This window comes from Pedobacter sp. HMWF019 (genome assembly GCF_003061025.1).
GTDB lineage: Bacteria > Bacteroidota > Bacteroidia > Sphingobacteriales > Sphingobacteriaceae > Pedobacter.
Genome location: NZ_QAIL01000117.1, coordinates 1 through 14,290, shown reverse-complemented (window position 1 = coordinate 14,290; position 14,290 = coordinate 1). Strand labels below are relative to the sequence as shown.

At 39.1% G+C, this 14,290-nt stretch carries 10 protein-coding genes; all 10 read right to left on the bottom strand.

Going from position 1 to position 14,290, the window contains the following annotated elements:
• Positions 1 to 51: 51 nt before the first annotated feature.
• The gene (locus DBR11_RS07405; RefSeq protein WP_108551126.1) at positions 52 to 618 is read right to left on the bottom strand and encodes an RNA polymerase sigma-70 factor; all 567 of its coding nucleotides are present in this window, start codon (positions 616 to 618) and stop codon (positions 52 to 54) included.
• Positions 619 to 735: 117 nt separating this feature from the next.
• Positions 736 to 3,147, bottom strand: a complete 2,412-nt coding sequence (locus DBR11_RS07400; RefSeq protein WP_108551124.1) for a phosphocholine-specific phospholipase C — start codon at positions 3,145 to 3,147, stop codon at positions 736 to 738.
• Positions 3,148 to 3,208: 61 nt separating this feature from the next.
• A complete protein-coding gene (locus DBR11_RS07395) occupies positions 3,209 to 4,774 on the bottom strand; it encodes a SusD/RagB family nutrient-binding outer membrane lipoprotein (protein ID WP_108551122.1) in 1,566 nt (521 codons plus the stop codon).
• A 20-nt stretch (positions 4,775 to 4,794) separates the two neighbouring features.
• Positions 4,795 to 8,097, bottom strand: a complete 3,303-nt coding sequence (locus DBR11_RS07390; protein WP_199233788.1) for a SusC/RagA family TonB-linked outer membrane protein — start codon at positions 8,095 to 8,097, stop codon at positions 4,795 to 4,797.
• A 267-nt stretch (positions 8,098 to 8,364) separates the two neighbouring features.
• A complete protein-coding gene (locus DBR11_RS07385; RefSeq protein ID WP_108551118.1) occupies positions 8,365 to 9,537 on the bottom strand; it encodes a FecR family protein in 1,173 nt (390 codons plus the stop codon).
• Between the two features lie 111 nt (positions 9,538 to 9,648).
• Positions 9,649 to 10,230 carry an RNA polymerase sigma factor gene (locus DBR11_RS07380; protein WP_369974424.1) on the bottom strand — a complete coding sequence of 194 codons (582 nt, stop codon included), beginning with the start codon at positions 10,228 to 10,230 and terminating at the stop codon, positions 9,649 to 9,651.
• 437 nt (positions 10,231 to 10,667) lie between these two features.
• Complete coding sequence (locus DBR11_RS07370) at positions 10,668 to 11,870, bottom strand: Gfo/Idh/MocA family protein (RefSeq protein ID WP_108551113.1); 1,203 nt, start codon at positions 11,868 to 11,870, stop codon at positions 10,668 to 10,670.
• Positions 11,871 to 11,955: 85 nt separating this feature from the next.
• Complete coding sequence (locus DBR11_RS07365) at positions 11,956 to 12,882, bottom strand: TIGR01777 family oxidoreductase (RefSeq protein WP_108551111.1); 927 nt, start codon at positions 12,880 to 12,882, stop codon at positions 11,956 to 11,958.
• Entirely contained in the window at positions 12,879 to 13,697 is an 819-nt protein-coding gene (locus tag DBR11_RS07360; protein WP_108551137.1) for a DUF393 domain-containing protein, read from the bottom strand. Before DBR11_RS07360 ends, DBR11_RS07365 begins: the two co-directional genes overlap by 4 nt.
• Positions 13,698 to 13,769: 72 nt before the next feature.
• On the bottom strand, positions 13,770 to 14,290 hold a 521-nt coding region (locus tag DBR11_RS07355; protein ID WP_233260679.1), incomplete at its 5' end, for a GbsR/MarR family transcriptional regulator.

Genomic DNA, 14,290 nt, shown 5'->3' with positions numbered 1-14,290 from the left:
CCCAAGCCAAATGAAAAAAAATTTTTCTCAGTAATACAGGTCCTATGTGTATTACAAAAAAATGCACCAGAAAGACATCCTGCCCAGGGAGACCTTTAGTTTTTTAAGATTAATATTCATTTGGTTCTCAACCGTCTTTTCAGATATCCCTAGCTTCTCGGCTATTTCTTTATTGGTGAGAAATTCGTTTCTGCTTAAATGAAAGATTTGTCCGGCACGTTCCGGTAGTGACTGTGTGAATTTCGCAATAATCTCTTTAAGTTCTCTTACCTCTAATGTGTTTTCATCTGCAGCAACCTCCACATAACTTTCAACAGCTCTTGCAAAGAAAGCTTCTTTCACTTTTCCATGCCGGATGACGTTAAGTACTTTATATTTTACCGCAGCATACAGATAGGGTTTTAAAGCATCAGTAAGATGTTTTTTCCGATTAAGCCACAACCAGACAAAAACTTCCTGCACAAGATCATCACAGACATTTGAATCCTTTAAAATCTTGTAACTAGCCTGATAAAGAAATTCCCAATAACGTTCATAAATTTCTGTAAAGGCTACATTATCACCTTCTTTCAAACGTTTGATCAATTGACTATCCGGAAATTCAGCGTAAACTTTCAAGGACTATTTCGGTTTATAACAAAAGATTTAGTTTAAATAATGGGTAAATTATTCAAACCAAATCTTTTCACCACTTATAAAGCTGCGCAAACGTTTGATATCAATCTATGAAGCGTTTTAAGAAACAGCGTCGCCCAAAAGTGGATCTGTAAAACTCTCTTTTAAATGTTCAAGATGCCCGGCAAACTGCTGACTGAAAGCTGGGTACTGATCTGTTCGTAAAATAAAATCATACCAATTGTGGTTATTGCCCAGAACAATAGTCTCCACCATGTCACCTCGGTTCGCTGGAAATATAATCTCGTGCTTTGGCTGTCCATAGGATAGGTCTTCCAAAGTAAATTTTAATTCCTGCTGTTTATTTTTTCTGATTATTTTCAACTGCAAATTTTTCTTTTGTGGATCATATAGCACAGCCACAGATAATTCGGGATCATTTACATCCCCCTTATACCTCCTGTGAAAGCCATTTGTACTGTATATCTTCAAATCATATTGCTGGTTTTTAAACATCTCCAATGGCCAGTTATAGTTTAGCGTATCTCCCGCATCAACCGTAAAGGCCCAATAACGCCCACCACCATACACATTAAACCCAACCCCACTAGACGCTTTTCCAAAAAATTTGTTGCCCGCAGTAAATGCAATTTCAAACTGCCCCTTAGCGTGGTCCAAACTTCCATGTGCGTAGATTTCGTAAGGTATAATATTCGCTGGCTTAATCCCTTTTTCTTGTTGAGGAAGAAGTGTATTACCTTTTGGCGACTTCATAATTCCGGTAATTTCCTGGGCCGTTAATTTTTTATAATTATCCGGCAGTTTAGCAAATTTTGCCTTGTGGATACCTTCAATAAAAGGCGCTCTTTTTATGGGCTCCGGAAAAGCTATCTTTTCACCATGATACGGTCTGAAAACAGAACTTAAATCACCGCACAAACTTCTTCTCCAGGAGGTAATATTGTCCTCATGGATCTTCTTACCCGTTTTATGTGTTAAAAAGTGTTCCAAAAATTGAATCGAAGAGGTGTGGTCGAAGACCTGTGAATTCACATACCCGCCTCGCGTCCACGGAGAAACGACAAGCATCGGTACTCTGTAACCCAAACCAATCGGACTTTCTTTTTCACCAGACACATATTCAGCACTAACATCCAAAGATTTAGAGACCAGACCTGTGGCCGGATCTTTGGGATTTGGCGCCACAAAAGGTGGCATATGATCAAAATACCCATCATTTTCATCATAGGTTAAGATAAATATAGTCTTCTTCCAGATTTCCGGGTTTTTGGTCAGAATATCTATAGCTTCAGAAAGGTACCATGCCCCATACCATGGCGCACTTGGGTGGTCAGAAAAATTAGATGGAGCGACCAACCAGGATACCGTTGGTAACTTACCACTGTCTACATCTGCTCTGAATTGATGGAGAACATCCCCTTTGGGAACGTTAGCTGTCCGCTGGGTACCATGGTCATCATAGGTAATCTTCTCCAGACTATGGTAATCCGGGTCTTTTCGATTTGTTACAAAAGCCCTGCGATGAATATCCTGTTCTTCCGGGCTTAATTTATCCAATGGATTCTGCTCCAGAAAATCCAGTTCTTTTTTTACCCAGTCCAATTTCTTCTGAAGCTTAGGATCTGGTTTTACCTGAAGCTTTTGCTCCAGTTCCTTCCCGCTCCTTTTTAAATAAGCGATGTGTTCAGGATGTCTCTTTACATGATATTGTTTAAAAAATTCCAGTGGATTATCTGTAAAATTTCCCAACCAGTCATCCTGTTCTCCTTCAAAGCCAACGCCGACGCTCAACTCGTTTTGATAAATCTTCCAGTCTACGCCATGGCTACTCAACCGTTCTGGAAATGTATTCCAGGAAATCCTTTCAGACCCATCTATATTATCATTTGACAAATGCGGTTTCGAATCCGCGCGTTGTTGTTCTCTAATTTTTGCCGTCCAAAAGAAGCAACGGTTTGGACTCGTCCCTGTTAAAGAAGAACAAAAGTTATGGTCACAAACCGTAAAAGCATCAGCCAGCGCATAATAGAAAGGCACGTCCAGTCTATTGTAATAGCCCATGGTTAATGGCATATCCGCATATTCTTTATTTCCTGAACGTTTTGCATCAAGCCAGCCATCATGCCAGCCTTTGTTCCTGGCATCTACCTGGTTATCCCACGAATGCGGAAGCGAGCTCATCCAGGTGGCCTTTGTATCTTTAATGTCTAATCTAAAAGGCGCGTAGGTTTCACCCTTTTTATTACTTTGCAACCAAACCGGATAGTTATTCGCAAGCCGGATTGCTCTTGGATCGTTAAATCCACGAACCCCCTTCAACGCACCAAATACATGATCAAAAGAGCGGTTTTCCTGCATCAGAAAAACCACATGTTCCGCATCCAGGTAACTCGTTCCTACCTCGGGATCTATAGCCAACGCCCTTTGAATAGATGGCGGCAAAATACTCGAAAGACCTAATGCTCCTGTTAACAGCGATGCTTTCTTTATAAAATCTCTTCTGTTGTCCATACTTGTTATGCAATAAATACCTGCCGGTACCTGGAAGGGTTCCGGCAGGCTGGCAAAATACTTAATTTTTTAGAATCCACATTGTCTGATTCGTATCGTCACTTCCTGCATATTGGCTTTTAACTGCTGCAGATAAATTTACAGAATTGTAATCCAGTTCATTGGAAGGGTAAAGCCATCGTAATGGAAAATTTGATGCGGGAGTATTTAAATTTGTTACAGGATTTAAGGTAAACACCGGATATCCCGTTCTTCTATTTTCAAACCAAGCAGAATATTTACTTCCCTGAAGGAAATTGGCCAGATATTTCTGAGTGATGATCTGGGCAATTTGCTGTTCACTTGTTCCAGAGAGCACTACTCCTTGTAAAGATGGATAAGCATTAATATAAGTTGCATCCATTTTCATACTGTGATTATAGTCTGTAAGGTCAGGTGTGTTAACCGCGATAAAATTCATGGAATTTGTAATGCCTGCAGCATAATAGCTTTGAGCAGGAACGCTACTGATCCAGCCCCTAACCGTTGCTTCAGCAAGAATAAATTGAAGGTCCCAGTAACTAAATACAGCTACTGGCTCCGCATTGACCAACTGAACGTAGCGGTTATTCAAATCTGCATAGTCTTTATTTACCCTTCTTGTCTGCAGGCTCGAAAATGCATCCGAAGGTTCGACACCAGGGTAAGCATCGTAGTCAGATTCTGTTAATCCGGATGCGATCCTAACAGGGGAAGGTTTAGCATAGTAAAACAACCTTTTATCCTTCAACAGTTTCAATGGCCCAAGCAATACATTAGATAGCATGGTATAGTTAGATTTAACAAAAGAATTCCCAGATCCTGCAGGGACATCTGACCAGGGATAGTTTTGACCAGCAGTAGCATTGTAAGCCAAAGCAAAGTTATCTTTATAATCCCGCATTAGTGGCCTGTTATTTACAATATCTTTAAAACGGTCAATAACTTTCAGATCAGCATCTGTTGTCTTTTTATACAAATTTATCAGGACGTGTAACTCAAAGCTATTGGTCAATCTTCTCCAGTTCTCAACTTTACCTGCATATACTGGATCACCTTCAAAATTACTTCCCTGGGCAAACAATTGGTTAGCCTGGTCCAGCTCATTCAATATCCCAAGAAAGACAGTCTTTTGAGTATCATATTTTGGTTGCAAAATGTTATCACTCTCCCCTTTTACCGCATCGGTATAAGGAATATCTCCTACCTGCATTGTGGTCATAAAAAACTGCCACGCCCTCATAAAGTGGCCTAATCCCTGATATGATTTTTTCAATCCATCGCTAGTCGCATAGTTAATCATCGGCGGTATATTTCGAAGCGATGTTATCCGACCAAAGTCAGTTCTCCCTAATTTATTGTATTGAAAACCTTCCTGTCCTTCACCCCAAGTAAGATATTTACCCAATAAAAAGGGCTGCATAAAAGATTTCTGAGTACTGATGTCACTTCGCGTTATATTCAGGATCATTGTAGTGGCTAGCATCGCTGAATTTACCTGTGTAGTTGTATTTGGGTTTGTATTGATATCATCATATTTCTTACAACCATTTACTACGATTGCTAATAAAAACAATAACAGGGCATATGTTAAAAATCTAGTCTTCATAAAGTTTATATTAATCACAATTAAAGTCCTACTCTGATGTTAAAGCCAAGCATGCGTTGCGAAGGCGAGTTCAGGTTTTCTGTATCTACATCGGGATCAGAAAACTTAAATTTGGTCCACAGGTATAAATTCTGCCCTGTAATAGAGAATGAAGCTCTTTTTAAACCAAGCTTGTTCACAAATTTCGACGGGAAATTATAGCCGAGCGATACTTCACGGAGCTTGATAAAAGTTTCCTTCTGAATTCCCATATCCCCTCCTCTAAAACTCTGTGCATAGTCCTGATAACCTACCTGTACGTCATTAGTTGCATACTTCCTGGTATCACTGGTTATATTACCATATTTGTCATAGCTCACACTTCCAGACACCACTTTGACACCTTTACCTACATAGTTATTTAAACCATTCACCACCTGATCATAGCGGTATTGATTATCAGATTCAGGATTTGTTCCGCTATCCCACATTTTATCATACAGATAATTATACATTAAGCCTCCAATACGACCATCAATATTAATACCCAGGGACCAGTTCTTATAATTGAAGTTATTGATAAATCCAAAGCTAAAATCGGGTTCTCCATAACCATACTTTTTCACATAATCACTCTCCACAGGATAACCACTAGAATGGATCACATTTCCTTCTGGATCCCTTAACCAGTAAGTTGCCGTATAAGTATCCAGTCGCTGTCCTTTCTTAACCCAAGGGTTATCAGCAGAATAAACAGGATCCAAATTATCATAATATCTATGTTGATTCGACCAGTTAATCATTGAATTCCATCCAAAATCCTTGCTTTTAATAACAGTTCCATCTACAGAAATCTCCAGCCCTCTTCTGGTATATGTCTCCGCCGTATTAATCAATGTGCTTGAGAATCCAGACGAAGAAGGAATGGTGGCCTGAGTTTGCTGATTGTAGTAATACTTATTAAAATAAGCAACATCAAAATGAAGTCGCTTTTTAAACAAATAACCAGCAGTTCCAATTTCCCAGGTACGTTGAGAACTTGGCAGAATATCTCCATTTCCAAGTAAAGAAGACGGATAACTTGCAGAATTTAGTCCATTCCATGCTGCAGTAGTGGTGCTATATGCGCGATTGGTTGCAAAAATACCTGCAGGAGTTTTAAATACAGCGAAAGATCCCCGTACTTTAAAAAGATCAACAAGTTCTGGCATTTTAACCAATTCAGAGATCACAACACTTGAGCCCAGAGAAGGATAAAAATAGGATCTCGTTGATTTTGGTTGGGTAGACAACCAATCATTTCTACCTGTAAAATCTAAAAATATTGCATCATTCCATCCCAGAGATGCCCTGCCATATAAACTGCTTGTTTCCTTAGGCGTAAAACTCTGTCCTACTGTAACAGGTTCTACCGAACCCAAAAGAGAAAAGAAAGTAGGAGAAATCAATCCGTTCTTTGTTGTTCCGCTAAAGGTTTCATCTTCTTTATGAAAGAAGTTACCCCCGGCCAATCCCTCAAAGGAGAATTTATTGATTTTCTTTTTATAGGTTAAGATCAGATCGTTACTTGTACTATATCCTTTCGAATCTGTAATACTATACATTCCCTTTGCATTCCATCCACCACGTGTAGAAAAAATATTAGAGGTCGGATTCCGCATGGTATTTCTATTGTTATAATTATCGTAACCAATCCGAAGCATCAGGTTCAGATCCGGAGTAAAGGAATAATTCGCAATAACACTTGCATTCATTGTATTCTCCTGTATCCCGTTCAACTTCTCATTTGCGATCAGATAAGGATTATCATACCAATTGGTATACATCCAGTTTTGTGTTTTATTAGGAACCACCCAATAATCTTTATAATCCCGGATATCATATTCAGGCCCCGTCCACATCACCAACTGGTATAAGTATCCTTGATTCCCATATCCACTACCCCATATTTGTGGTGCGGAACGACGGCTGATACCCATATGGCTTTCGATTTTAAATTTATCGTTGATCCGAATTTCCCCACCAGTAGTTATGTTCATCATATTCAATTGCTGATTAGGGAACTGCCCCTTATTGTAGATGTGGTTCAGACCAATTTTAAAACTCCCATTCTCGCCTGTTTGCGCTATGGTTACATTATTGTTTGCCACAATACCTGTACTCATAAAATTTTTAAGGTTGTCTTTGCCCACAGACAACAATGGCCTGTTATCTTCAAACTGCTTGGTTACCGGATTCCAGTCCCTTGCCGTATTTTCAGCATTTAGCCTAGGACCCCAAACATAATCATTATCAATTTTACCATTTTGACCCCGTCCATAAGAACTTTGAACCTTTGGCTGTGCCAAATACCCCAATTGCAGCATAGTATTGCTATTTACATCAACAGAAAAGCCCTTACCTGCTGCCCCTTTCTTGGTTGTAATTAAATAGACCCCACCTTTAGCTCTTGCCCCATATAAAGCGGAAGCCGTTGGACCTTTTAAAACATCTATACTTTCAATATCATCAGTGGGAATATCTCTCAGACTTAAATTATCGTAATCCACACCGTCTACAACAAGTATTGCGGATTCACCACGAAGTTCTAATGTTGGCTTCGCATTGAACTCTGTAGAATTCTTTACCACCAATCCCGCTACCCGTCCTGTTAGAGAAGTGCCCAGATCAACTCCTTTCACCGTTTGAACCGCACTTCCGGAAACTCGTTGTACAGCATATCCTAAAGATTTTTCTGCCCGTTTAACCCCTAATGCAGTAACGACCACCTCATCCAGATTCTGTTTAACTGCCTCCAGTACAATGGTCATTGCAGTACTCGACGAAGACACTGTGATTTCTTTTGTAACATAACCAATGTACTTAATAATCAATACGTCACCTTCTTTAGCATTTATTGAAAACTGGCCTGCTGAACTGGAAGTTGTTCCTTCCTTAGTTCCTTTGATCTGGACTGAAGCCCCCGGTAAAGGAATTCCATCCATATCAGTTATCAAACCGTGTACATTTATTAAATTAATAAAAAATTCCATCGGCCTACTGACTATCGGAATTTCCTTTTTGATCACGACCATCTTGTCCATGATCATATAGGTAAAAGGCTGCCCCTTAAGAATTGCGGTTAAAGCTTCGTCTATACTGGCATCTTTAAGGTCCACACTAACCTTTCCCGCCTCTTTTACAGATTTATTATTATAAAAGAAACTGTAACCACTCTGCCTTTTGATTGTCTCAAAAAGGCTGCTAAACGTACTATTCTTCTTCGAAATAGTTATTTTCTGTGCATATCCTTCAGCCGAAACCTGGAGACATCCGATAATTAACAGGACAATTGTGAGTTTCATTGCCAATAAATTCTTAGATGAGAAGAGCCTCCTCTTAAAAGAGGCTTTCCTGCATAAATTTAAATTCATACTTTTGAATGTTTGGGTTAATTCATAAATTATTTAACAAGGTATTTTTTGAGATCTTCCTGGACTTTTTTCCATTCTGATTTATCCGGATGGAATCCTACCGGATCCTGTTGCAACCAGGGTCCGGTTATTCTTTACCGAATAGGATTTGGTTAGATAGTTATTTGTTCATACACAATGGTTTAAATTAAAACTCTGTTATTTGGTTACAATTATTTTCTTTCCTTCAATTCTAAAATGAACACCATCATCCTCCAGGATCTTCAATACCTCAGATAAATTCACCGATCTTGGAATATCACCTATAAACTCATCATCTGAGCTTTTGATTTGGTAAACAACATCAACATCATACCACCTTGATAATTGACGCATTACCGTATACAAGTTATCATTATCAAAATGAAAATATCCATTTTTCCAGGCCATTACATGATCAAGACTGGGAGCTGTTATATCTATTTTTTCTGGTGAGGTATTGTTTAAGGTAGATTGCTGACCAGGCTTAAGAAAGTGCTGTGATTGCCTTTCTATCTTCACATTCCTCATCATCGCAGATGAGACACATACGGAGCCCTCCAGAAGAGTTGTTTTGGTACTTTGTTCATCCGCATAAGAATTGATATTGAAATGCGTTCCAAATACCGTCACAACCTGGTGCTTGCTGAGTACTTTAAACGGGTTCTTTTTATCCTTAAACACCTCAAAATAGGCCTCCCCTTCCAACTCCACTTTACGTTCCCGAAATCCCTTAAAAGTTGCAGGAAATTTCAGAGATGATGCAGAATTCAACCATACTTTAGTGCCATCAGGCAAATTGATCTGGTACTGCCCACCCTTAGGTGTTGAAATGCTATTTAGAATTTTAGTCTGACCTGAACCCGATTTCATTACAGGATCTTTCAATTCATAAACCAATCTGCCATCTATTTTTGTAATTGAAATTCCCGCCTGATCAGCTACTTTTCCATTTTCAGCATCCGTAAGTGAAATCTTGGATCCATCACTCAAAGTTAAAATAGCCTTATTGGATCCCGGAGAAATATCATTTTTAGCATAAAAAGTGGAGGATGGTGTTTTGTGAGAAGATCTGTTGCTCATCATATATATCCCAATTCCAGTAACCAATAAAATTACAGCAACCGCTGCAATTCGTGGCCACAGGGGCTTAATTGGTTTTGGCCGGGTATTTTGTTGCTGAATATTTTCCCATAATTTATTCTTCACCCTCTCATAATCAGGCCCGGTAAACTCTGTTGCTTTTTCCTGAGTCTCTTCCAAAAACCAGGTTTCTACAAGAGCTTTCTCCTCTACAGAAGCCTCTCCTTTCAGGTATTTATTTAATAATTTATCGGCTCTTCTATTCTCCATTTATATAACCTTCATTTACATATTGCCAGTATCAAGAACAATAGTGATCATGCCGGCATATGGTAAAGAACCGTAGCTTAGATCAAAGTAGTAGAACCAACGAAAAAAAAATTAAAAAAATGTGAAAAAGAAATTGAAGGTATCGGCTAATCTGATTCTTAATGCCTTTGTCGCATTACTTACCTGTTTTTTAACGGTAAGTTCCGAAATTTCTAATTTCTCTGAGATCTCCTTATAAGAAAGATGCGCCTTACGGCTTAATTCGAACACTTCCCGCATCTTGGCTGGCAATTGAGCCAATTCCGCTTCGATTCTGGATGCCAGTTCATTTTCTCTAACCAAATGATCTGTAATACATTTACCTTCATCGATAAATTTTTCCAGTGAATTGAGATAATTATTACGGACTTTACTTCTTTCAAAATGTTTAAGTATCCGGTTTCTAACAGAAGTATACAGAAAAGATGAAAGAGACACCCTGATATCCAAATCTAAAGACTTAGTCCAAAGCATTACAAAAATATCCTGAACCACATCTTCCGCTTCATCTTCATTGAAGAGCACTTTTCTGGAATAACGGTATAAAATCCCCCAATACCTATCGTAGATTTCGGCGTAGGCAGCAGTATCTCCCAATTTCAGCAGATCTACTAATTGACTATCTATAAGATCGTTATAAGATTCCAAAATCACCTATTTTATCACAGGGTGAATATATCAAGGAGTCCAACGGATTCCAAAAATAATGTAAAATATTTAAAACACAAACGTTTGCGTAAACTACATTTGAATCTATAATCACCTTGCACAGCCATCTTGTTATTTGCTAAATTGTTTGATTTAACAATAACCTAAAATAAATTAGAGTTCAATTTTGCCAGAATGGGCTATTCTCCTTCCTGTTTTGGATACCTCTATTAAATGCAGCCGAGTATCAGAAAAGTCCGGTTTCATTGTCAGCCGTAATCATCAAAAAATATCTGTGAAAAGCATGAGAAAAGATTATGCTACCCCCCTGTATTTGGACATGGAATTTTTCCTGATTACATGGTATTGTACAATCCTGAAGATGTCAACAATAAACAAGACCTGGACATTAAAAAGGCATTGAGTCTTCTCCAATAGAGGAATCATACATTATATCCGGGCTTCCAGTTTTCTATCGCATTTCCAAAAAGGGCATTATTGATCATATGCACACTTATCGCAGTCTTAGATCCCGTAAATACATTTGAAGTTGGCATTTGTCCAGTCGTCACACACTTATGAAAATCAGTTAATGCATACCAGGATCCATCTTTGATTGGTTCTGTAAGAATTGGAATACCGCCATCTTTATTCCATGTAATTTTGGTTGCACCCGTTACACCATCAACGGTCTGATTGTATTTTTTTAAAGTTTCCTTTTCCGGGTAATATATCCCCTCATCCACCAAAAGGGAAATACTTCCTTTTGAACCCTTGATCTTAAATAAGTAGCCATCATGACTGTTGGCACAAGTAGCCCCAAAGTTTCCGATCATGTGCTCTTTACTATATCGCAGCACAGCTTGTACGTTATCATAAGTTTCCCTCCCATCTTTATAGAAATCAATACCCCCTGTTGCAATGACTTCATCGGCATGCGTATCAAAAACCCAGTTGATAAAATCAATCTGATGGGATAATAATTCTGCCGGAAGCCCACCAGAATACTCCTTATACATCCGCCAGTTGATCTGTCGTTCCAGCGAAGGGTCAGGAACAGGTCTTCTCCAACTTCCATTACGATCCCAGCGACAATCAATCTGCGTTACCTTACCCAGATACCCCTGATCGATCATCTCTTTAACCTTGAAATAAAGTGGTGTATATCTGTATTGATGTCCCACCTGTAAGATCTGTTTAGGCTTTGACTTGACCAGAGCCACCAGTTCTAAAGCCTGGGGAATGTTGTAAGTCATTGTTTTTTCCAAATAAACGTGTTTACCAGCCAGTAAAGCATCTTTAGCGATCTGAAAATGCATATTTAAAGGCACAGAGATCAATACAGCATCAATATCTTTATACTCCAGGATTGTTTTATAATCCTTAACAGCCAAAGCTCCAGGTACTATCTTCCGGCCATTTTCCAAACGAAAATCAAGAACATCACAAATGGCCTTGATCTGATACAGGTCAGGAATTTGTTTTAATACCTGCATAAGCCCCGTTCCCCTGTCGCCACAGCCAATAACTGCAATATTAATTTTCCTGCTTTCAAAAGGTAAGCTTACTGCCTTAAGCAAGGTATTGTGCAACAATAAACCTCCTGCAGTAATCCCAGCTTTTTTTATAAAACTCCGTCTGATCATATTTCTCTTATTTGGTACGGATAAATTTATAAAAATATCAACTTGATACCACTCATGTGATACATATTTTACTTAAGTAACATAACTAAACCCGAATACTTAAGATATCCTTTACCGCATGCTCCGTTTCACGAAACAGAAATGGATATCCCGCATCCAGGAGCCGGCCTGGCATAACCCAACGGCTTTTTAAAATCAACTCTGTTTCAGTTCCAATCAGTAATGCCCCCATGCCCAAAAACCAGGCTGGTGCAGGCAAGCCAAAAGGGATCCCATATGCTTTACGAATGATTTTCATTAAATCTGTATTCTTTACGGGTTGTGGCGCTGTACAGTTTACCACCCCCTCTATTTCTCGATGTTCCAATAACCACTCTGTACACCTTGCCGCGTCCTGTTCATGGATCCAGGAAACATATTGTTGCCCATCCCCCTGTTTTCCTCCCAAACCAAACTTTACCAGATTGAGCAAACGGGGAAAAGCACCGTCACTTCTTCCAAAAACAATTCCCATTCTCAGCGCAACCTTCCTCGTTTGTGGTGTCTTAGCGTCAAAAAAGACACCTTCCCACTTTTTGCAAACTTCTATAGAAAAACCATAACCGATCTCTCCATGCACTTCATCTTGCGGGCGGTCTTCCGCATGGCGGTAGATGGTTGCTGAGGTAACATTTATCCATAAAGCAGGTGGCTGAATCAATTTACCAATTACCTCTGCCAGAAGCATAGTTGGGACCACACGTGAAGAAACAATAGTTTCACGATTTTTAAGCGTATACCTGCAATTCACATTTTTTCCACAAAGATTGATAAGCAAATCCGTTCCTTCCAGTTCTTTAGCCCACTCCCCCTCCCTATTTCCATCCCATAGCACAGTTCTAACATTTCCTTCAGCTATCTGTACTGTCCGGCTTAAAATAATCACTTCTTTAGCAAGAGGTTTATAATAGCCTGTCAATATCCGTCCAAGATATCCATTGCCTCCAGCCAGCACAACTTTATTGTATTTCATAACAAAATAATTAAAAGAATTAACATACGATAGATCACCCAGCTGATACTAAGTGTCCAGCCTATCTTGAGTAGCCGACTCCTGCGAATGTGTTCCAGAAACATGAGTCCAGCGACCACTAAGAACCATCCTGCATAAAAAATGGCCGGAAGGCTCATCCAATGGGATAAGGTTAAGACCGGCAACAGCAATAGCGCACCAGCAAAAGAAATGGTCATCATATTTCCAAGATAATTCCAGTATTTATCTTTATCAACAGTACAAATAATAAGACTTTGAAAAAGAATCTGACCACCATAAACCAAATACTCACGATAAAAAGGCGCTGCAGGTAATAAACCACTCATCAGGCCCGTATAATGAGAAAGAATAAAAGAGGTGATTAGCCAGGTAAAGATCAAGTAGGAAAGCCGGTAGCCTAATTTAAACGCTGGCTGATAGGCAAAAGAATTTGCCTGCTCATTCGCAGGAATAATAACCCTGCGATTATAAGAAATAAAAGCATATACCTTTGCCATTAACCACAGGAAAGGCTTAAAATTAAACAAGGGTCTAAGCAAAGGAATTGCAACCGCTATAACTTTAAAAAGGCTTTGAACACCATACGTTACCTCTCCTGTTTCCTGGTTCAGCAACGCAATTTCATTTACAGCCCTTTGCCGGTCAAGCTGTGGGCAGACATTTTCCGGAAAATCCTGATAAGCTGTTCTACCCTCCTTTTCCAACAAACCAGCACTTACAAATGCTTGGGTATACATACTGCACATTGGACATTCCGCATCAAACAAGATCAAGTGTTTTTTTAACGTTTTCATATCGTCAGTAACCATCTATTTATATTTATTGAATTTTCAGAAAAAATTGAAACATAAAATTTAAAAAAAATCTTACTTGAAGATTTTAAAAATAGAGCCCCAAAACCAGCTTTCTTCAGCTTTAAGCATCGTATCGAGGGTTTTATCCACATTTTTTGCTAGTTTATTAATATCAGTTACAGACTTGTTAAAAGTTCTAAATTCAGGATCTTTGGCATCCCCTTCTATTTTCGTCAACTCAGCAAGTAATTTTAACACCGGATCCAATTCCCGCTTTCTACGTTCCTTAGCCACCTGCCGGGCAATATTCCAGGTATCCTTATCTGCATAAAAAAATTCTTTGCGTTCCCCAGGTTTATGCTGCTTTTCAACCAGTCCCCAATTGATCAAATCTCTTAAAGTCATATTGGCATTTCCTCTGGAAATATTTAAAGTCTCCATCACTTCCTCAGTAGTCAGAGCTTCAGGAGACACCAGCAACAAAGCATGCACTTGTGCCATGGTACGATTAATACCCCATTCAGAGCCCAATTTACCCCATGCTTCAATAAATTTCTGTTTACCTTCTGCTAATTCCATGAACAAATATAGCT

Bases quoted from the DNA above. Each gene is read 5' to 3' on its own strand.
- DBR11_RS07400 (WP_108551124.1), bottom strand. From the start codon at position 3,147: ATGGACAACAGAAGAGATTTTATAAAGAAAGCATCGCTGTTAACAGGA.
- DBR11_RS07395 (WP_108551122.1), bottom strand. From the start codon at position 4,774: ATGAAGACTAGATTTTTAACATATGCCCTGTTATTGTTTTTATTAGCA.
- DBR11_RS07390 (WP_199233788.1), bottom strand. From the start codon at position 8,097: ATGAAACTCACAATTGTCCTGTTAATTATCGGATGTCTCCAGGTTTCG.
- DBR11_RS07385 (WP_108551118.1), bottom strand. From the start codon at position 9,537: ATGGAGAATAGAAGAGCCGATAAATTATTAAATAAATACCTGAAAGGA.
- DBR11_RS07370 (WP_108551113.1), bottom strand. From the start codon at position 11,870: ATGATCAGACGGAGTTTTATAAAAAAAGCTGGGATTACTGCAGGAGGT.
- DBR11_RS07365 (WP_108551111.1), bottom strand. From the start codon at position 12,882: ATGAAATACAATAAAGTTGTGCTGGCTGGAGGCAATGGATATCTTGGA.
- DBR11_RS07360 (WP_108551137.1), bottom strand. From the start codon at position 13,697: ATGAAAACGTTAAAAAAACACTTGATCTTGTTTGATGCGGAATGTCCA.